Genomic DNA, 19,800 nt, shown 5'->3' with positions numbered 1-19,800 from the left:
GCAACGCCGTACTGGTTTAAAGTTAATCCAGTATATCGTTAATGAAATCACTATCACTGACAATATGCTGTTTGACGAAAAGGTCGTCTGAAAGATTCAGACGACCTTTGACTGATAAATGCAATATCAGCAGTTTAATTCAACTGACTGAATACATTTATTTTTTCTTTTGAGCCGGCAGGTCGGTACAAGTACCCAGCGCCACTTCGGCAGCCATACCGATGGATTCGCCCAAGGTCGGGTGCGGGTGGATGGTTTTACCGATGTCTTCAGCGTCGCAACCCATTTCGATGGCCAGACAGATTTCGCCAATCATATCGCCGCCGTTCGGACCGACGATACCGCCACCGATGATGCGGCCGGTTTCGGCATCAAAAATCAGCTTGGTGAAGCCGTTATCGCAACCGTTGGCAATCGCACGGCCGGAGGCCGCCCATGGGAAGTTGGCTTTGGTGATTTTGCGGCCGGATGCTTTGGCAGACAATTCGGTTTCGCCAACCCATGCCACTTCGGGAGCGGTGTAAGCCACGCCCGGAATCACGCGTGCGTCGAAGTAAGCTTTGTGTCCGGCGCAGTTTTCAGCGGCAACGTGGCCTTCGTGAACGGCTTTGTGCGCCAACATAGGCTGACCGACGATGTCGCCGATGGCGTAGATGTGCGGCACATTGGTACGCATTTGTTTGTCGACTTCGATGAAGCCGCGGTCGGTTACGGCAACACCTGCTTTTTCGGCGCTGATGAGTTTGCCATTAGGCGCACGGCCGGCGGCAACCAATACGGCATCGTAGCGTTGTGGCTCTTTCGGCGCGTTCGCTCCTTCGAAGGTAACGTAGACGCCGTCTTCTTTCGGCTCGACTGCAACGGTTTTGGTGTTGATCATGATGTTGTCAAAACGATATTCGTTTTGTTTTTGCCATACTTTCACCAAATCGCGGTCTGCACCTTGCATCAGGCCGTCCATCATTTCAACGACGTCAAGGCGTGAACCCAGTGTGCTGTAAACCGTACCCATTTCAAGGCCGATGATACCGCCACCGATAATCAGCAGCTTGCCCGGTACGTCTTTCAGAGCCAAAGCACCGCTGGAATCGATGATGCGCGGATCTTCAGGGATAAACGGCAGCTTGGTTACGCGGCTGCCCGCTGCAATGATACAGTTTTTAAACGCAACGATTTTTTTCTCGCCAGTAGGCGTAGCTTGCTCGTACACGTCGCCGGTAGTCAGCGACACTTCCAAGTGGTGCGGATCCAAGAATTGACCGTCGCCTTGGATAACGTCCACTTTACGGCCTTTTGCCATACCTGCCAAACCGGTAGTCAGGCGGGAAACCACGCCTTCTTTGTAGCCGCGCAACATGTCGATGTCGAGTTCAGGCTCGGGGTATTTGATGCCGTTGGCAGCCAAGTGGCGCACTTCGTCGATAACCGCAGCGTTGTGCAACAAGGCTTTGGAAGGGATACAGCCGACGTTCAAGCAAACGCCGCCCAAGGTTTTGTAACGCTCGACGATGGCAACTTTCAGACCTTCATCGGCTGCGGCAAATGCAGCGGAGTAACCGCCGGGACCGCCACCCAATACAACCACGTCGTACTCTGCATCGGCAGAACCGCCGAATTGCGCCGCTTGCGGTGCAGGAGCGGCAGCTTTGGGGGCTTCTTGCGCAGGGGCAGCAGCAGGTGCTTCGGCTTTAGGAGCGGCAGCCGCGCCTTCGGCTTCAACGACTACAATCAAGCCGCCTTCGGAGATTTTGTCGCCGACTTTGACTTTGACTTCTTTGACGACGCCCGCAACTTCGGCAGGCACGTCCATCGTCGCTTTGTCGGTTTCCAGGGTAATCAGGGTATCGTCAACGGCGATGGTGTCGCCTACGTTCACTTCAACCGCAATAATATCTACATTTTCGTGTCCGCCAATGTCGGGCACTTTCAATTCAACTAAGCTCATGTCTAATCTTTCTGAATGATATTCGGACTTCTGTTTTCAGACGACCTGTCGGGTTGTGTACCGAAGGTCGTCTGAAATACGCTCGGATTACAGGGTAATGCGGCGGAAGTCTTTCAACAGGTTCGCCAGGAATACGGTGAAGCGCATACCGGCGGCACCGTCGATAACGCGGTGGTCGAAGGACAGGCTCAACGGACACATCAGGCGCGGAGCGAACTCTTTACCGTTCCAAACCGGTTTGATTTGGGATTTGCACACACCCAAAATAGCAACTTCAGGTGCGTTCACAATCGGAGTGAAGCCTGTACCGCCGATGCCGCCCAAGCTGGAAATGGTAAAGCAGGCGCCTTGCATTTCTTGCGGTTTGAGCTTGCCTTCGCGGGCTTTCTTAGACAATTCGGTCAGCTCTTGGCTGATTTCTTTCAGACCTTTTTGATCCACGTCTTTGATAACGGGAACAACCAAGCCGTTCGGCGTATCGGCTGCGAAACCGATGTTGAAGTAGTTTTTCAGAACCAGATTGTCGCCGTCCAAAGAAGCGTTGAATTCAGGGAAGGCTTTCAGCGCGGAAACGGAGGCTTTGATGATGAACGCCAACGGAGACAGTTTCACGCCTTCACGTTCCCACTCTTTGTTCAGCTGTTTGCGGAATTCTTCCAGTTCGGTCATGTCCGCTTCTTCGTGAACGGTAACGTGCGGAATGACTACCCAGTTGCGGGACAGGTTTTGACCGGAAATTTTCTTAATGCGGGACAATTCTTTAACTTCGACATTACCGAATTTGGAGAAGTCCACTTTAGGCCACGGCAGCAAGTCCAGACCGCCGCCCAAAGATGCGCCGGCAGCAGCAGGTTTCGCCGCACCGCCTTGCATTACAGATTTCACAAAGGCTTTAATGTCGTCGCCCATGATACGGCCTTTCAAGCCGGTACCTTTGACTTGACCCAAATCTACGCCCAATTCGCGCGCCAGTTTGCGTGCGGATGGACCCGCGTGTGCTTTGGCAAAAGCGGCTTCGTCGATTTTGGCAGCAGCTGGTGCAGGAGCGGCAACAGGAGCCGGAGCGGCGGCAGGCGCAGCAGCCGGAGCTGGTGCTGCTGCCGGCGCAGCGGCTTGAGCAGGCGCGGGAGCGGCGGCAGAACCGGCGGTTTCCACTTCGATAATGGCAGTACCTTCGGATACTTTGTCGCCGACTTTCAGGAATACGGCTTTAACGACACCGGCGGCAGTACAAGGTACGTCCATGGTCGCTTTGTCGGTTTCCAAAGTAATCAGCGTGTCGTCTTCGGAAACGGTGTCACCCACTTTGACTTCAACGGCGATTACATCTACATCAGTATGACCGCCAATGTCGGGAACGGCTACTTGAACGGTTACACCGCCTGCGGGAACGGCAGCGGGCGCAGCGACAGGCGCAGGTTGTGCTTCAGCGGCAGGAGCCGGAGCAGCTTCAGCAGCGGCAGTACCGGTTTCAACGGTCAGAATCACGCCGCCTTCGGAGATTTTGTCACCGACTTTGACTTTTACTTCTTTCACAACGCCTGCTGCATCGGCAGGTACGTCCATAGTGGCTTTGTCGGTTTCCAGTGTAATCAGGGTGTCGTCAACGGCGATAGTGTCTCCCGCTTTGACTTCTACGGCGATGATATCGACGTTTTCATGACCTCCGATATCGGGTACTTTGATTTCTACGATACTCATTTGAGTTCCTTTGATGATTTCGGTTTGAGGTCGCCTGAAAAACAGTTTCAGACGACATCACTTATGTTTTCCGGCACGGATAACCATTTCCAGAGCAGCCTTTCTGCGCTTCGAACCTTTTGCACAACTTGCGCCCGCTGCTTGTTAACTGGAGGTTTATCCGTTATACAAACCGTCAACGTATTCTTAATTCAGACGACCCCGCAAGCAAATTGACTTTGAGGTCGTCTAAAAACAGGATTAGCGTTTCCAGCTTGGCGCCACGTCGGCATTGATGCCGTATTTTTCGATGGCTTGTTGAACGGTTTCTTTGCTGACTTTGCCTTGTTCTGCCAATGCGCTCAATGCTGCCACGGCAACGTTGTAGCGGTCCACTTCGAAGAAGCGGCGCAGGTTGGCACGGCTGTCGGAACGGCCGAAACCATCGGTACCCAAGACATGGTAGTCGTTCGGGATGTACGCGCGGATACGGTCGGCATAGCTGCGGATATAGTCGGTAGCGGCGATAACCGGACCGTCATGACCTTGCAGTTGCGAGGTAACGAAAGGCACTTTTTCAGCTTCCAGCGGATGCAGGCGGTTGAAACGTTCTACTTCGATGGCATCGCGGTGCAGCAGGTTGAAGGATGGGCAAGACCAAATGTCTGCTTCTACGCCGAAGTCGGCTTTCAGCAATTCGGCACCGGCAATCACTTCTTGCAGGATGGTACCAGAACCCATCAATTGAACTTTCTTGTCGCCTTTACCGCCGGCTTTCAGCAAGTACATACCTTTCAGGATGTCTTGTTCCACGCCTTCGGGCATATCCGGATGAGTGTAGTTCTCGTTCATCAGGGTAATGTAGTAGAACACGTCTTCGTTATTGGCATACATGCGGCGCAGACCGTCTTGTACGATAACGGCTACTTCGTATTGGAAGGTCGGATCGTAAGAAACGCAGTTCGGGATCAAATCAGCTTGAATGTGGCTGTGGCCGTCTTCGTGTTGCAGACCTTCACCGTTCAAGGTTGTACGACCGGCAGTACCACCCAGCAGGAAGCCGCGTGCGTGCATATCGCCGGCAGCCCATGCCAAGTCGCCGACACGTTGGAAACCGAACATAGAGTAGTAAATGTAGAACGGAATCATCGCGAAGTCGCTGTTGGCATAGCTGGTCGCTGCAGCAATCCAGTCAGCCATCGCGCCTGGCTCGTTAATACCTTCTTGCAGGATTTGACCGTCAACAGACTCTTTATAGAACATCAGTTGGTCTTTGTCTTGCGGGGTGTATTGTTGGCCTTTCGGGTTCCAAATACCGTATTGGCGGAACATGCCTTCCATACCAAAGGTACGGCTTTCGTCAGGAACGATAGGTACGACACGTTTGCCGATTTTTTTGTCTTTCAACAGAGTAGACAGGATGCGGACGAAAGCCATGGTGGTTGAGAATTCACGGTCGCCGCTGGATTTCAGTTGAGTCTCAAATGCTGACAACTCAGGCACTTCCAGAACTTCTTGGGTAGGCTTGCGTTGAGGCAGGTAGCCGCCCAAAGCTTCGCGGCGTGCGTGCAAATATTTGTACTCTTCGCTGTCGGGAGCGAAAGTCAGGTAAGGCAGATCGCCGCTGTCGATTTGCTCGTCGGTAACCGGAATGTCAAAGCGGTCGCGGAATTGTTTCAGAGACGCTTTGTCCATTTTTTTGGCTTGGTGGGCAACGTTTTGACCTTCACCGGATGCACCCATACCATAACCTTTAATGGTTTTCGCCAAAATTACGGTAGGTTTGCCGTCTGCATGGTTAGCTGCGAGGTCATAAGCGTTGTACACTTTTTGAGGGTCGTGACCGCCGCGGTTCAATGCCCAGATTTGCTCATCGGTCATATCGGCAACCAATGCTTTCAATTCAGGGGTATTGAAGAAGTGTTCGCGGACGTACGCGCCGTCTTTGGATTTGTAAGTTTGGTAGTCACCATCCAAACATTCTTCCATGCGTTTGCGCAGGATGCCGTCTTTGTCTTTTGCCAAGAGACGGTCCCAACGGCTGCCCCAGATGACTTTAACGACATTCCAGCCTGCGCCGGCAAAGTTGCCTTCCAATTCTTGGATGATTTTGCCGTTACCGCGGACAGGACCGTCCAAACGTTGCAGGTTACAGTTGATGACGAAAATCAGGTTGTCCAAACCTTCACGTGCTGCCAATGCGATTGCGCCTTGCGATTCAGGTTCGTCCATTTCGCCGTCGCCGCAGAATACCCATACTTTACGGCCTTTGGTTTTTGCCAGACCGCGGGATTCCAGGTATTTCAGGAAACGGGCTTGGTAAATCGCCATGATCGGACCCAAACCCATAGATACGGTCGGAAATTGCCAGAAATCAGGCAGCAAGTGCGGATGAGGGTAAGAAGGCAGACCATGTCCGTCCACTTCCTGACGGAAATTGTTCAGTTGGTCTTCAGTCAGACGGCCTTCAACGAAAGCGCGGGCATAGATGCCTGGAGAAACGTGGCCTTGGAAGAATACCAAATCACCTTCTTCGCCTTCGCCTTTAGCTTTCCAGAAGTGGTTGAAACCCACTTCGTACATGGTTGCTGCGGATTGGAAAGATGCGATATGACCACCCAGCTCCAAATCTTTTTTACCGGCGCGCAATACGATGGCGGCGGCGTTCCAGCGCACGAATGCACGGATACGGTGTTCGATGTTTTGATCGCCCGGAATGCCTTTTTCGTCTTCAACCGAAACGGTATTCAAATACGGGGTGGTTGTGCCGTGAGGCATACGGACGCCTTTATCGCGGCTGTATTTAACCAGATGTTCCAACAGGTATTGCGCGCGTTCGCTGCCTTCGTATTCTAGAACTGAGCTTAACGCGTCCAACCACTCTTGGGTTTCAATCGGGTCAACATCGTGTAATTGGGTGGACATAGTATCTATCCTTATGTTGAGTGTTATTCACGGAGGGTTATACCCCTAATGTTTTCGTTTGCGAAAATTGATATACAAAAACGAAAATTTCTAAAATCAAATCAAATAAAATTAGATAATCTAAATCTTTTCAAGCAGTTAAAACTGGATTAAAAACAAAAGACGCACTGGTGAATTTATTTGAATCTGCTTCGCTTCGAATCGTATCAGTAAACGGTATAACTAGCAAATTTCAATTTAATATATTCAAAAAAAATCAAATTTTTCCTATTTAATTTTCTTTTTAATACAAAAACGAAAATAAAATGAAAAAAACCGAAATAACCTTTTAACCGTTTTTGAAATAGCTTTGCTGCTATATTTCAGACGACCCTTTTACCGCTCCTCCGAATGCCGGCGTTTGATAAGGATGCGGACAGCGCCGTCATTACCCTCGCGAGGTTCGATATAGGCAAGAACATCTGGATGCTGCATCAGCCAACGGCGCGTCATATTTTTTAAAACAGGTTTATAGCCTGCCGAACCCAGTCCGCTGCCGTGGACAATTTCGGCACAAACGCCGCGCTTTTGGACAAACACGATGAACTCATTTAATACCTGTTGCGCTTCTTCTTGCGTATAGCCGTGCAAATCAACATCAGCAACGACGGGATAATGGCCGTTACGCAAGCGTTGTAGGTCGTTTTTACCTTGCCCGTTCTTACTGAACGAAGCAGGCGGCTCATCCCAACCGCTGCTGCCGATATAAAAATAATCTTCTTCATCTAATGAAGATACTTCTTTCGGACGTGGCTTTATCGGCGATTTATCGCGTGGAGCAGAATAATATTGCGAAGTTTGTTTCAACGGGGTTACCGTCCCGACCATACTTGCAAAATCGGCATTCTCGGCTTCCTGCTTTTTAGCTGCTGCTTTTGCTGCGGCCTTTTCTTCTGCTTCTTTTTTCGCCTGCTTGCCTAAGGCCTGAAGGGTAGATTGGAAATCTGTTTTCATAAATGGATACCTGAAACGCTAAATGATTTTCAGACGACCTCTTTTACAAACAAGGTCGTCTGAAAATGGGAAAATAATTTACGGTTCTATCTAACTAAAGATATTTCCGCATTAATTCGCATTCGACTTTGACTTCCCGATTCAACTGTAACACCGCAGAACCCAAAGACTCATAACGGTTGATGCGGTAAAAAGGAACAGAATTGAGCGAAGCATAAAGTTTTAAAAAACTCAATCCGGCATGGTGCGCCAACTCTTCGGCACGCCTCAGCAAAGCTGTACCCAAACCTTGATTGTGGAAAATCGGATGCACATAAAGCGCGTCTAATTGCGCTTCCTTAAAATCGACTTGAAAAAATCCACGGATGGCCCCTTTGTATTCCACCACCCACAAAGCCTTATCCGGATCGTCGATGGTATGGCGGTAGCTTTCAGTATCCAATAGCGCCTCCCATGCCTGAAGCACGTTTTCGTCGTAGCTTCGAATGCAGGCAAATTGGGCGGCATGAAGATGGGCATTATGGATGGCTTGGCAATCTTGTACTGTGGCGGGACGGAGTATGGTCAACAGGCTCATGATTCGGTACGTTATATCTAGCTTTCAGACGACCTTGATTGATTCTGAGGTCGTCTGAACATTCTAAAAATTAGCAAATTATAAACTTTGATGCAGTTTCACTGCCGCTTCAAAAGCAGTATCGGCATCGGCGGACAAAACAGTGAAATGCCCCATTTTGCGGCCTTTCCGCGCGGCTTTTTTGCCGTATAAGTGCAGGTGTGCATTCGGATTGCTTTGCAACGGCAGCCAATTCGGTTCGCCGCCGTCTTCCTGCCAAACGTTGCCCAAGATATTCGCCATGCAGCATGAAGAAAGCAAGTTGGTGTCGGCGGGCGGCAGGTTGCACATGATGCGTACCTGCTGCTGGAACTGGTCTGCGGCGCAGGCATCCAGCGTATGGTGGCCGGAATTGTGCGGGCGCGGGGCGATTTCGTTGACGACCAATTCATGCGTGTCGCCGACGACGAACATTTCCACCGCCAACACGCCGACATAATCCAATTCGTCCGCCAAGCGTTGCGCCATCTGCCGCGCCTGTTGCTGCACGTCGGCACTCAACCGCGCGGGGACGATGGAATAGGCGAGGATGCCGTTTTCGTGGATGTTTTCAGCGGGGTCGAAGGTTTGCACGTTTTCATTGTTCAGACGACATACGAGAACGGAAATCTCGCCGCGCAAATCCACCATTTTTTCCAAAACGCAATCCACGCCGCCGTGTTCGGCAAACGCAGCTTTGAGTTCGTCCACCGTTTTGACGCGGATTTGACCTTTACCGTCATAGCCCAACGTAGCCGTTTTCAAGATGCCGGGCAAAAATTGCGCGCTTGCTTCGCTGATGTCGTCTGAACGGCAAATCGCTTGATACGGCGCGGTTTGCAGCCCCGCTTTGCGTATCCACGCTTTTTCCTGAATACGATTTTGCGCGATGGCCACGCAGTCGCCGCTGGGGGAAACGTTGCTATGTTTTGCCAGAAAACGCATCGCGTCGGCATTGACGTTTTCAAATTCAGTGGTAACCGCCGCGCATTTTGCCAACTCGTCCAAAGCGGCTTGGTCGTCAAACAGCGCACACAAATGGCGGTCGGCAAATTCCGCCGCCGGCGCGTTCGGATCGGGATCGAGAACGGTGACTTTGTAGCCCATGGTTTTTGCGGCAACGGTAAACATTCTGCCTAATTGTCCGCCGCCGAGGATGCCGAGGGTAGAGGGGGGGAGGATGGGGGAGGTGTTCATGGTGTTTTAATCTGTCTGTGTTCTAATGTTTATTTCAGGTCGTCTGAAACCGTTAATCCGTCATTCCCGCGCAGGCGGGAATCCAGAGGATAAATACCCTGCAATGTTTAAAGATTTCTGAAACCTAAGAGTCTGGATTCCCGCCTGCGCGGGAATGACGAAATCCAAAGGGTACCAAGGTTAATTTACATGTTTTGTGGAAATGATGGTTATTTAATAATTTCAAACCATAAATCCTGCCAACTGGGATTTTTTTCTTCAATAAGGCGCAGCTTCCATTGCCGATTCCATTTTTTCAATTGCTTTTCCCTAGTAATGGCGTGTTCCATCGTGGAATGCAGTTCGTACCAAACCAACATGGTTACATGATGCTGATTTGTAAATCCTTGCGCCAAATGTTCCCTATGCTGGTAAACACGTTGGGGCAGATTGGATGTTACACCGATATACAGCGTTCCGTTTCGTTGGCTGGCAAGTATATAAACGGCAGGTTGCATCATGTTTCTGAAAAAAAAAAACTTTAATCCGTCATTCCCGTACAAGCGGGAATCCAGGCCTCAACCTTTTAGAAATATTTAGAGATTCCCATAATTTTAAATTTCTGGATTCCCGCCTACGCGGGAATGACGCGGTAAAGGTAGCTGTTCTGATCAAACGATTGCTGCTTATTGTTTGGATTTTCAGACGACCTGTTGATTCCTTAAAGGCCGTCTGAAAACTCCAAGGCTACCTATCCAACCCTTCCTGCACCATCTGAGCCGCCCGAACCACCGCCCAGGCTTTGTTCTGCGTTTCCTGCCATTCGGAGGTCGGGTCGGAGTCTGCGACGATGCCTGCGCCACTTTGGACGTATAGCGTGTTGTTTTTCACCACGGCGGTGCGGATGGCGATTGCCAAGTCCATGTCGTTGTTGAAGCCCCATACGCCGACGGCGCCGCCGTAGATGCCGCGTTTGCTGGGTTCGACTTCTTCTATGATTTCCATGGCGCGGACTTTGGGTGCGCCGGAGAGTGTGCCTGCGGGGAACGTGGCGGCGAGGATGTCCATGTTGGTAACGCCCTCTTTCAGACGACCTTCGACGTTGGAAACGATGTGCATCACATGGGAGTATTTTTCAATCACCATTTTGTCGGTTACTTTGACTTCGCCCGTTTTGCTGATGCGGCCGACGTCGTTGCGCCCTAAATCGATAAGCATGACGTGTTCGGCGATTTCTTTGGCGTCGCTTAATAAATCCTGCTCGTTGGCAAAGTCTTCGGCGGGGGTTTTGCCGCGCAGGCGCGTGCCGGCGATGGGACGGACGATGACGTCGTTGCGTTCGCGGCGGACGAGGATTTCGGGCGAGGAACCGACAATGTGGAAATCGCCGAAATCGTAGTAAAAGAGATAAGGCGAAGGGTTGAGCGTGCGCAGGGCGCGATAGAGGGCGAGCGGGCTGTCGGTGAATTCCATGCTCATGCGCTGGCTGGGGACGACCTGCATGCAGTCGCCTGCGAAGATGTAGTCTTTGATTTTGTTGACGCAGGCTTTGAACGGTTCTTCGCCGAATTCGCTGACGGCTTCGGTGTGTTTGCTGCCGAGCGAGAGCGGGATGGCGCAGCTTTGGCGCAACTGGGTGCGGATGTCTTCGAGGCGTTCGCGGGAACGTTCGTAGCCGTCGGGCTGCGCCGGATCGGCGTAAACGATGAGGTGGATTTTGCCGCTTAAATTGTCGATAACCGCCAACTCTTGCGACAGCATCAACAAGATGTCGGGAGTGCCGAGCGGGTCGGCTTTGGCGGTGTTTTTCAGGCGGTGGGCGAAGTGTTCGAAATTGTAGATGGTTTCGTAACCGAAGTAGCCGACCAATCCGCCGGTAAAGCGTGGCAGGCTTGGGATTTCGGGCGTTTTGAAGCGGTTGTGGAAGGCTTCGATAAAGGGCAGCGGATTGCCGTCATGTTGCTCGACGATTTTGCCGTTTTGGTAAACATCGACGTGTTTGCCGCTGACTTTGAGATAGTGGCTGCAAGGCAGGCCGATAAAGGAATAGCGGCCGAAACGTTCGCCGCCGACAACGGATTCGAGCAGGTAGGTATAGGGGCGGTTGGCGAGTTTGAGATAGAGGGAAAGCGGCGTATCCAAGTCGGCAAGGAGTTCTTGCACGAGCGGGATGCGGTTGTAGCCTTGGGCGGCTTGGGCTTGGTATTCTTGTTTGCTGATCATTTCTATTCCGTTTGTCGGGTACTTTTCAGACGACCTTGCGAACGTGTAAAAGTCTTTGAAAATCTTGGGACGACGCGCTTGGCGGGCATAAAAAACAAGCCCGCGCCATCGTTGCAAAATTGCGGAAAAGTATAACATTTTATGCGGATTGTTGACAGTTTTGGTTTTTCAGACGACCCCTCCCTACCGTATAATGCCGTTTTCTGTTTCCGCTTCCCAAACGACCATTATGACCGAATCCATCCGCCTCCCCGCCGCCTCGCTCAAACCCGCCACCGTCGCCCTGCCCGGTTCCAAAAGCATCAGCAACCGCACCCTGCTGCTTGCCGCCTTGTCCGACAACACTTGCGAAATCCATTCCCTGCTCAAATCCGACGATACCGACCGTATGTTGGAAGCGCTCGATAAACTCGGCGTTGAAATCGAATATCTTGCCGAAGGTCGTCTGAAAGTTCACGGCACAGGCGGACAATTTCCAAACCGAACTGCCGATTTGTTTTTAGGCAACGCGGGAACGGCGTTCCGTCCGCTGACTGCCGCACTTGCCGTTTTGGGCGGCGATTATCATCTGCACGGCGTTGCGCGTATGCACGAACGCCCTATCGGCGATTTGGTCGATGCGCTGCGGATTGCCGGCGCCGATGTCGAATATCTCGGCAACGAACACTATCCGCCGCTTCATATCGGCGAACGCCAAGACCGCGGCGAGCGCGTGATTCCGATTAAAGGCAATGTGTCCAGCCAGTTTCTGACCGCCCTCTTGATGGCGCTGCCGCTGACCGGGCAGGCATTTGAAATCCGTATGGTCGGCGAGTTGATTTCCAAGCCCTATATCGACATTACCTTGAAACTGATGGCGCAATTCGGCGTACAGGTTGCTAATGAAGACTACCGCGTCTTCAAAATCCCCGCCGATGCCCGCTACCACGCGCCCGACCATTTATATGTCGAAGGCGATGCCTCCAGCGCGTCCTACTTCCTCGCAGCCGGGTTGATTGCCGCCACGCCCGTCCGCGTTACCGGTATCGGCGCAAACAGCATACAGGGCGATGTCGCCTTTGCCCGCGAGCTGGAAAAAATCGGTGCGGACGTGGTTTGGGGCGAAAACTTCGTCGAAGTCTCACGCCCGAAAGAACGTACCGTCCAAGCCTTTGATTTGGATGCAAACCATATCCCCGATGCCGCCATGACCCTCGCCATCGTCGCGCTTGCCACCGGGCAAACCTGCACGCTGCGCAACATCGGTTCATGGCGCGTCAAGGAAACCGACCGCATCGCCGCGATGGCAAACGAGTTGCGCAAACTCGGCGCGGAAGTCGTCGAAGAAGCCGAAGCGATTCACATTACCCCGCCTGAAATACTGACGCCCGACGCCGTCATCGACACTTACGACGATCACCGCATGGCGATGTGTTTCTCGCTGGTTTCCCTGTTGGGCGTACCCGTCGTCATCAACGACCCGAAATGCACCCATAAAACCTTCCCAACTTATTTTGAAGTGTTCTCATCGCTGACCGACGCGGTTTAAAGCGGGAGAACGTTTGCCCAAACAAAAAGGTCGTCTGAAAATATCGTTCCGCAATCCAACGCCGAACCGTTTTCAGACGACCTTTTGCTATAATCCGTCCGTTTCCCCAAGCCCCTTTTGATATGAACACCCCAAAAGCCTTTGCCATCCTCGGCCCGACTGCCGGCGGGAAAACCGCCCTTGCCTTGAAAATCGCCGAAGCCCTGCCGGTTGAAATCATCAGCCTCGATTCCGCGCTGGTGTACCGCGATATGGACATCGGCACGGCAAAGCCGACGGCAGCCGAGCTTGAAGCCGTGCCGCACCACCTTATCGACATCATCCCGCCGACGGAGTCTTACAGCGCGGCGGAGTTTGTCGGCGATTGCGTGCAGCTGGCGGAGGAAATCCGCGCGCGCGGCAGGCTGCCTTTGATTGTCGGCGGTACGATGATGTATTTCCACGCGCTAACCGAAGGCTTGAACGACCTGCCCGAAGCCGATGCCGGCGTGCGCGCCCGGTTGCAGGAAGAAAAACAACAATACGGTTTGGCGCATCTGTATCAAAGCCTGCAAACCATAGACCCTGAAACCGCAGGTCGTCTGAAACCGAACGACAGCCAACGTATCGAACGCGCTTTGGAAGTGTACCGCCTGACCGGCAAGCCCTTGAGTGCGCATTTTGCCGAAAAAGCCGACTACACCCCGCCGCTCGACCTTTGCACCACCGCCCTGATTCCCGAAAACCGCGCCTTGCTGCACGACAACATCGCCCGCCGTTTCACGCAGATGCTGGAACAAGGCTTCATCGACGAAATGCGCGCCCTGCGCCAAAAATATCCCGAGCTGACCGCCGATATGCCCTCCATGCGCTGCGTCGGCTACCGGCAGGCATGGGATTACCTCGAAGGTTTGACCGATTACGACACCTTTGTCGAAAAAGGCATCGCCGCCACCCGCCAGCTTGCCAAACGCCAACTCACTTGGCTGCGCAAAATTCCATTGGCGCGCAGCATCGACCCATACACCGACGGCAACCACGTTCAGACGACCTTGGCACTCGTCCGCCGCCATTTCCAAATCTAAAACGCCATGCCGACCCTGTTGACCACGCCGCCCGTCGCCCCGCAAACCTTAGCCGCCCTGCAAGCCCTCGGCATCCGCAGCGTAGAGGAGCTGCGCGACACCGGTTCCGTCCAAGCCTTCCTACTGCTCAAAGCCGCCGGGCTGACCGTTACCCGCAGCACGCTTTGGCAACTCGAAGCCCTGCTGCTCGGCATCAAACCGCAAGACCTGCCGCAAACGCAAAAAACCGCTTTGGAACAAGCCCTTAAAAACCATCCGCCCGTCGCCGTTTTCCCCACGTCGTCTGAAATGGAAACCTTCATGCGCGCCGCCTTAGTGCAGGCAGAACAATCCGCCCGCATCGGCGAAATCCCTGTCGGCGCGGTCGTCGTCTCCAACAACCAAATCATCGCCGCCGCCCACAACACCTGCGTCAGCGACCACGACATCAGCCGCCACGCCGAAATCCGCGCCCTTGCCGCCGCAGGTGCCGCCCTTCAGAACTACCGCCTCGACGGCTGCGACCTTTACATCACGCTCGAACCCTGCGCCATGTGCGCCTCCGCCATCATCCAAGCCCGCGTCCGCCGCGTCATCTACGGCGCGGCAGAACCCAAAACCGGCGCGGCAGGCAGCGTAGTCAATCTGTTTGCCAATCCGCTGCTGAACAAACACACGGCAATCAAAGGCGGCATCTTGGAAGACGAATGCAAAGCCGTTTTGCAGGCATTTTTTCAGACGAGGCGCAAACAAGGTTGAAAAACTAAAAAGGTCGTCTGAAAACCAACCAAACCATCCTATCCCTTACACCCGCTTTTAATCTGCTAAAATCCCGCTTTTACAACCCACCACGGCAGCCCGAAAAATTTTCCGGCTGCCGCAAGCCATTGTCCCTACGCCATGAACTACCCTATCCCCAAACCCCGTGAAAAATCCCGTTGGCTCAATCTTTCGCAAGGCTCGCTGCCGCTGGCTTTGGCGCGTTATCTGCCGCATAAGCGGCTCAAAGTCGTGCTGACCCAAGATGCGGAACAGGCGTTGCGCCTTCAGACGGCATGGCGGTTTTTCCGTCCGCACGATACGGCGGTGTTCCTGCCAGACTGGGAAACGCTGCCTTACGAGCGTTTTTCGCCGCATCAGGATTTGGTGTCGGAGCGGCTCTCGGCGTTGTGGCAGATTAAGAGCGGCGCAGCGGACGTGCTGTTCGTACCGGTTGCCACGGCGATGCAGAAGCTGCCGCCCGTGCCGTTTTTGGCGGGGCGCACGTTCTGGCTGAAAAACGGGCAGACTTTGGATATAGGTCGTCTGAAAACCGATTTGGTGGATGCGGGCTACAACCATGTTTCTCATGTTGTCGCGGCGGGCGAATTTGCCGTGCGCGGCGGGATTGTCGATTTGTTCCCGATGGGCAGCGAGATGCCTTACCGCATCGATTTGTTCGACGATGAAATCGACAGCATCAAAACCTTTGACACCGACACGCAGCGCACCATTTCCCCCGTTTCCGAAATCCGCCTGCTGCCGGCGCACGAGTTCCCCACCGACAGCGAGGCGCAAAAAATCTTCCGCAGCCGCTTCCGCGAGGAAGTCGATGGCAATCCGAACGATGCCGCCGTGTACAAAGCCGTCAGCAACGGCCACTTCGGCGCGGGCGTGGAATATTATCTGCCGCTGTTTTTTGAAAACGAGCTGGAAACGTTGTTTGACTATATCGGCGAAGATGCGCTGTTTGTCTCTTTGGGCGACGTTCACGCCGAGGCAAACCGCTTTTGGAGCGACGTCAAATCGCGTTACGCCATGGCGCAGGGCGATGAAACTTATCCGCCTTTGCTTCCACAGCATTTGTATCTCTCTGCCGATGTATTCGCAGGCCGTCTGAAAAACTACGGTCAGGTGCTGCCCGATGTTTCCGGCAAGGAACACACCCTGCCCGACCTTGCCGTCAACCGCCAATCCGACGAGCCTTTGCAGGCATTGAAGGATTTTCAGACGACCTTTGACGGACGGATTTTGCTGTGCGCCGAAAGTCTGGGGCGGCGCGAAACCATGCTCGGCTTCTTGCAGCAAAATGGTTTGAAAGCCAAACCTGTGTCCGACTGGCAGGGCTTTTTATCGGCGCACGAGCCGCTGATGATCACTGTCGCGCCGTTGGCATACGGGTTCAAATTGGGCGGGCTGCACTCTCCGAACCAACAGCAATCCACTCCCGCCTCCGAGGGAGAAGGCAAAACGGTTGCCGACCAAACCAACTTTTCCGCAGCCGTAACAAACCCTCTCCCTAGCCCTCTCCCGCAGGAGAGGGAACAGAATGCAGCCGCCGTTTCAGACGACCTGAAAACCGAAAGCAGCCTGCACCCCGTCGAAAATAGTCTGCATGGGCAAATCCGACAGCAGCCTGCTCCCTCCCCCGTGGGGGAGGGTTGGGGAGAGGGCAAAGCAGTTGCCGCTCAAGGTGCCATCGCCGTCATCACTGAATCCGAGCTCTACCAATACGTCGCCCGTTCGCGCGTCCACAACCGCCGCAAGAAACACGCCGCCGTTTCAGACGGCCTGTTGCGCGACCTTGCCGAAATCAATATCGGCGACCCCGTCGTGCACGAAGAACACGGCATCGGGCGGTATATGGGCTTGGTAACGATGGATTTGGGCGGCGAAACCAACGAAATGATGTTGCTCGAATACGCGGGTGAAGCGCAGCTTTATGTGCCTGTTTCGCAACTGCATTTAATCAGCCGCTACTCCGGTCAGGCGCATGAAAACGTCGCTCTGCACAAGCTCGGCAGCGGCGCGTGGAACAAGGCGAAGCGCAAAGCCGCCGAAAAGGCGCGCGACACCGCCGCCGAGTTGCTCAATCTCTACGCCCAACGCGCCGCCCAATCAGGACACAAGTTTGAAATCAACGAGTTGGACTATCAGGCGTTTGCCGACGGCTTCGGCTACGAGGAAACCGAAGACCAGGCCGCCGCCATCGCCGCCGTGATTAAAGATTTGACGCAGGCGAAGCCGATGGACCGCCTTGTGTGCGGCGATGTCGGCTTCGGCAAAACCGAAGTCGCCCTGCGCGCCGCGTTTGTGGCGGTGATGGGCGGCAAACAGGTCGCCGTACTCGCTCCGACCACGCTTCTGGTCGAGCAGCACGCGCAAAACTTCGCCGACCGCTTCGCCGATTTTCCCGTGAAAGTCGCCAGCCTTTCGCGTTTCAACAACAGCAAAGCCACCAAAGCCGCGCTGGAAGGTATGGCGGACGGCACGGTCGATATCGTTATCGGTACGCACAAATTGGTGCAGGACGACATCAAATTCAAAAACTTAGGTTTAGTGATTATCGATGAAGAACACCGCTTCGGCGTGCGCCAGAAAGAGCAGCTCAAACGCCTGCGCGCCAATGTCGACATCCTTACCATGACCGCCACGCCGATTCCGCGCACCCTCAGCATGGCGCTCGAAGGCCTGCGCGACTTCTCGCTGATTACCACCGCGCCCAGCCGCCGCCTTGCCGTGAAAACCTTTGTCAAACCGTTCAGCGAAGGCAGCGTGCGCGAAGCCGTGTTGCGCGAACTCAAACGCGGCGGGCAGGTATTTTTCTTGCACAATGAAGTGGATACCATCGAAAACATGCGCGAGCGGCTGGAAACCCTGTTGCCCGAAGCCCGCATCGGCGTGGCGCACGGACAACTGCGCGAGCGCGAGTTGGAACAAGTCATGCGCGACTTTTTGCAACAAAGATTCAACGTGTTGCTCTGTTCCACTATCATCGAAACCGGCATCGACATTCCCAACGCCAACACCATCATCATCAACCGCGCCGACAAATTCGGGCTGGCGCAACTGCACCAGCTTCGCGGGCGCGTCGGCCGCAGCCACCACCAAGCCTACGCCTACCTGCTCACGCCTGAATACATCACCAAAGACGCAGAAAAACGCCTCGACGCCATTGCCGCAGCGGACGAACTCGGCGCAGGTTTCACCCTCGCCATGCAGGATTTGGAAATCCGCGGCGCAGGCGAAATCCTCGGCGAAGGTCAGTCCGGCGAAATGATACAGGTCGGCTTCACGCTCTACACCGAAATGCTCAAACAAGCCGTGCGCGACCTCAAAAAAGGCCGCCAGCCCGACCTCGACGCACCGTTGGGTATCACCACCGAAATCAAACTGCACAGCCCCGCCCTGCTGCCCGAAAGCTACTGCCCCGACATCCACGAACGGCTCGTCCTCTACAAACGCCTCGCCGTCTGCGAAACCGTGCAGCAAATCAACGCCATACACGAAGAACTCATCGACCGCTTCGGCCTGCCTGAACAACCCGTCAAAACCCTCATCGAAAGCCACCACCTGCGGCTTGCGGCAAAAGAATTGGGCATAGACGCCATCGACGCCACCAGCGAAGCTGTAACCATTACCTTCGGCAAACACCACCAAATCGACCCGACAGAAATCATCCTGCTGATTCAGACGGATAAAAAATACCGGCTGGCAGGGGCGGATAAGTTGAAGTTTACGGCTCAGATGGAGGATGTGGAAACGCGGATTAAGACGGTGAAGAGTGTGTTGAAGACTTTGAAAGAAAGAATGATAAAGTAGAGACTGATGAAGAAAAGGCCGTCTGAAAAATTTTCAGACGGCCTTTTCTTATCCAAAATTTGTAGCATGAAGCTGTCGGATTCGAGAATCCGACCTACACCTGCTGCTCAAATTTTTAAAAACTAAACAAAATCAATTAGTTAACTATATTTATCAGCTTTTCATCATTTAAATTTTCAAAATTTTCATCAATTATCTGTATTCATTATAGACAATAGAATTATATAGAACGCCATTCTTGTCAAAAACAGGCAGTAATTTAATTAGATACCAGTTTATATCCACTATTTTATTATAAATTTCCTTAATATTGATATTAATGCTGAATAAGAATTCAAAATTAGGAAAAAATAAGACGTTTCCACCGATATTGGTATCAGACCATGTCATTACAAACCCGATAACTTCATCCGAATTACTTTTGATTTTTAAAAAATCAAAAATTTCTTGTTCCGACATAGAGGCCGAATTCCAATCCCAGTCGTCATTACCAAGCAGCAAATAAGTAAATTGTCCATTATCGAGAAAACGCCAACCATCCTCCCATAAATATTTCAGTATTTCATAACGAGAAATTTTTTTGTTATTCATCGATAAATCAATACTTAAACCTATATCTCTCGACATCTCGAATCTCCTGTGGCTTTTAATTTTTAATATTTTTAGAAGGGGTGTAAGCAAACCGTAGCCCGCATTAAACCTGCAGGTAGAGTGTATGCGGCACGCACAAACGTGGGCTTTAAGTGTAATAAAAAGTCGTCTGAAACGATTTTCAGGCTTTCAGATGACCTTTTATCAGATGATGCGGAATATTACTTGTCTAATCTTCTAGTATCATGCGTACCTCAGCCCTCACCTTCAGGTTTTGTGCAGACTATGACTTGTATCGTTTGTTTATTTTTATAATTGCCGAAATTTCCAATAATCCCGTCCTTCAATTTTCCAATAACAAAATTCGTCCGGTATCAAATACCCAAAGTCCATTGCCTTAGAAAACCAACCATCATAGACATAATCTTCATGGCATCTGTCCCAATCCATATGAAGGTAAACTTCCGTATCAAAATTAATATAGAACAACGGCAGCCTCGAAGAAATCTGATTGATTTTT

Annotated in this window: 13 protein-coding genes and 1 pseudogene; 4 read left to right on the top strand and 10 right to left on the bottom strand. The window is 52.6% G+C overall.

All coding sequences use genetic code 11. The features are described 5' to 3' along the window. Positions 1 to 157: 157 nt before the first annotated feature. The 8 genes from lpdA to trpE form a co-directional block, all read right to left on the bottom strand. Positions 158 to 1,945 (bottom strand): dihydrolipoyl dehydrogenase, encoded by a 1,788-nt coding sequence (gene lpdA / locus HMPREF2907_RS03240; RefSeq protein ID WP_070680025.1) that lies wholly within the window; start codon positions 1,943 to 1,945, stop codon positions 158 to 160. Between the two features lie 87 nt (positions 1,946 to 2,032). Next, the gene (gene aceF, locus HMPREF2907_RS03235) at positions 2,033 to 3,646 is read right to left on the bottom strand and encodes a dihydrolipoyllysine-residue acetyltransferase (RefSeq protein ID WP_070680022.1); all 1,614 of its coding nucleotides are present in this window, start codon (positions 3,644 to 3,646) and stop codon (positions 2,033 to 2,035) included. A gap of 240 nt (positions 3,647 to 3,886) precedes the next feature. Beyond that, entirely contained in the window at positions 3,887 to 6,550 is a 2,664-nt protein-coding gene (gene aceE / locus HMPREF2907_RS03230; RefSeq protein ID WP_070680019.1) for a pyruvate dehydrogenase (acetyl-transferring), homodimeric type, read from the bottom strand. 375 nt (positions 6,551 to 6,925) lie between these two features. After that, positions 6,926 to 7,543 carry a Smr/MutS family protein gene (locus HMPREF2907_RS03225; RefSeq protein WP_060975583.1) on the bottom strand — a complete coding sequence of 206 codons (618 nt, stop codon included), beginning with the start codon at positions 7,541 to 7,543 and terminating at the stop codon, positions 6,926 to 6,928. Between the two features lie 94 nt (positions 7,544 to 7,637). Beyond that, a complete protein-coding gene (locus tag HMPREF2907_RS03220) occupies positions 7,638 to 8,120 on the bottom strand; it encodes a GNAT family N-acetyltransferase (RefSeq protein ID WP_016687430.1) in 483 nt (160 codons plus the stop codon). A 78-nt stretch (positions 8,121 to 8,198) separates the two neighbouring features. Then, positions 8,199 to 9,335 (bottom strand): 5-(carboxyamino)imidazole ribonucleotide synthase, encoded by a 1,137-nt coding sequence (locus HMPREF2907_RS03215; protein ID WP_070680017.1) that lies wholly within the window; start codon positions 9,333 to 9,335, stop codon positions 8,199 to 8,201. A 209-nt stretch (positions 9,336 to 9,544) separates the two neighbouring features. Further along, positions 9,545 to 9,832: a GIY-YIG nuclease family protein gene (locus tag HMPREF2907_RS03210; RefSeq protein ID WP_141754403.1), complete on the bottom strand. Its 288-nt coding sequence runs from the start codon at positions 9,830 to 9,832 to the stop codon at positions 9,545 to 9,547. Between the two features lie 229 nt (positions 9,833 to 10,061). Next, positions 10,062 to 11,537 (bottom strand): anthranilate synthase component I, encoded by a 1,476-nt coding sequence (gene trpE, locus HMPREF2907_RS03205; protein ID WP_070680014.1) that lies wholly within the window; start codon positions 11,535 to 11,537, stop codon positions 10,062 to 10,064. A gap of 229 nt (positions 11,538 to 11,766) precedes the next feature. Here trpE and aroA point away from each other — a divergent pair, with 229 nt between their 5' ends. From aroA to mfd, 4 genes are all read left to right on the top strand, one after another. Then, positions 11,767 to 13,065, top strand: coding sequence for a 3-phosphoshikimate 1-carboxyvinyltransferase (gene aroA / locus HMPREF2907_RS03200; RefSeq protein ID WP_070680011.1), 1,299 nt, complete (start codon positions 11,767 to 11,769; stop codon positions 13,063 to 13,065). Between the two features lie 122 nt (positions 13,066 to 13,187). After that, positions 13,188 to 14,129, top strand: a complete 942-nt coding sequence (miaA, locus tag HMPREF2907_RS03195; protein WP_070680009.1) for a tRNA (adenosine(37)-N6)-dimethylallyltransferase MiaA — start codon at positions 13,188 to 13,190, stop codon at positions 14,127 to 14,129. 15 nt (positions 14,130 to 14,144) lie between these two features. After that, the gene (gene tadA / locus HMPREF2907_RS03190) at positions 14,145 to 14,867 is read left to right on the top strand and encodes a tRNA adenosine(34) deaminase TadA (RefSeq protein ID WP_070680214.1); all 723 of its coding nucleotides are present in this window, start codon (positions 14,145 to 14,147) and stop codon (positions 14,865 to 14,867) included. A 141-nt stretch (positions 14,868 to 15,008) separates the two neighbouring features. Then, positions 15,009 to 18,689, top strand: a complete 3,681-nt coding sequence (gene mfd, locus HMPREF2907_RS03185) for a transcription-repair coupling factor (protein WP_070680006.1) — start codon at positions 15,009 to 15,011, stop codon at positions 18,687 to 18,689. Between the two features lie 192 nt (positions 18,690 to 18,881). Here the strand turns inward: mfd and HMPREF2907_RS03180 are convergent, their stop codons facing one another. Together HMPREF2907_RS03180 and HMPREF2907_RS03175 are read right to left on the bottom strand one after the other, a co-directional pair. After that, positions 18,882 to 19,316 carry a hypothetical protein gene (locus HMPREF2907_RS03180; protein WP_227717144.1) on the bottom strand — a complete coding sequence of 145 codons (435 nt, stop codon included), beginning with the start codon at positions 19,314 to 19,316 and terminating at the stop codon, positions 18,882 to 18,884. A gap of 273 nt (positions 19,317 to 19,589) precedes the next feature. Beyond that, a pseudogene (locus HMPREF2907_RS03175) lies at positions 19,590 to 19,800 on the bottom strand (hypothetical protein); the annotation flags it as partial.

The organism is Neisseria sp. HMSC055H02, assembly GCF_001813335.1.
Lineage (GTDB): Bacteria > Pseudomonadota > Gammaproteobacteria > Burkholderiales > Neisseriaceae > Neisseria > Neisseria sicca_C.
Note: the sequence above shows the minus strand (reverse complement) of the source record. Positions and strands in the feature narration are given on the sequence as shown.

Coding starts and splice junctions, on each gene's coding strand:
- HMPREF2907_RS03180 (WP_227717144.1), bottom strand. CDS start 19,316: ATGTCGAGAGATATAGGTTTAAGTATTGATTTATCGATGAATAACAAA.
- HMPREF2907_RS03225 (WP_060975583.1), bottom strand. CDS start 7,543: ATGAAAACAGATTTCCAATCTACCCTTCAGGCCTTAGGCAAGCAGGCG.
- miaA (WP_070680009.1), top strand. CDS start 13,188: ATGAACACCCCAAAAGCCTTTGCCATCCTCGGCCCGACTGCCGGCGGG.
- trpE (WP_070680014.1), bottom strand. CDS start 11,537: ATGATCAGCAAACAAGAATACCAAGCCCAAGCCGCCCAAGGCTACAAC.
- mfd (WP_070680006.1), top strand. CDS start 15,009: ATGAACTACCCTATCCCCAAACCCCGTGAAAAATCCCGTTGGCTCAAT.
- aceE (WP_070680019.1), bottom strand. CDS start 6,550: ATGTCCACCCAATTACACGATGTTGACCCGATTGAAACCCAAGAGTGG.
- aroA (WP_070680011.1), top strand. CDS start 11,767: ATGACCGAATCCATCCGCCTCCCCGCCGCCTCGCTCAAACCCGCCACC.
- HMPREF2907_RS03215 (WP_070680017.1), bottom strand. CDS start 9,335: ATGAACACCTCCCCCATCCTCCCCCCCTCTACCCTCGGCATCCTCGGC.
- HMPREF2907_RS03220 (WP_016687430.1), bottom strand. CDS start 8,120: ATGAGCCTGTTGACCATACTCCGTCCCGCCACAGTACAAGATTGCCAA.
- lpdA (WP_070680025.1), bottom strand. CDS start 1,945: ATGAGCTTAGTTGAATTGAAAGTGCCCGACATTGGCGGACACGAAAAT.
- HMPREF2907_RS03210 (WP_141754403.1), bottom strand. CDS start 9,832: ATGCAACCTGCCGTTTATATACTTGCCAGCCAACGAAACGGAACGCTG.
- aceF (WP_070680022.1), bottom strand. CDS start 3,646: ATGAGTATCGTAGAAATCAAAGTACCCGATATCGGAGGTCATGAAAAC.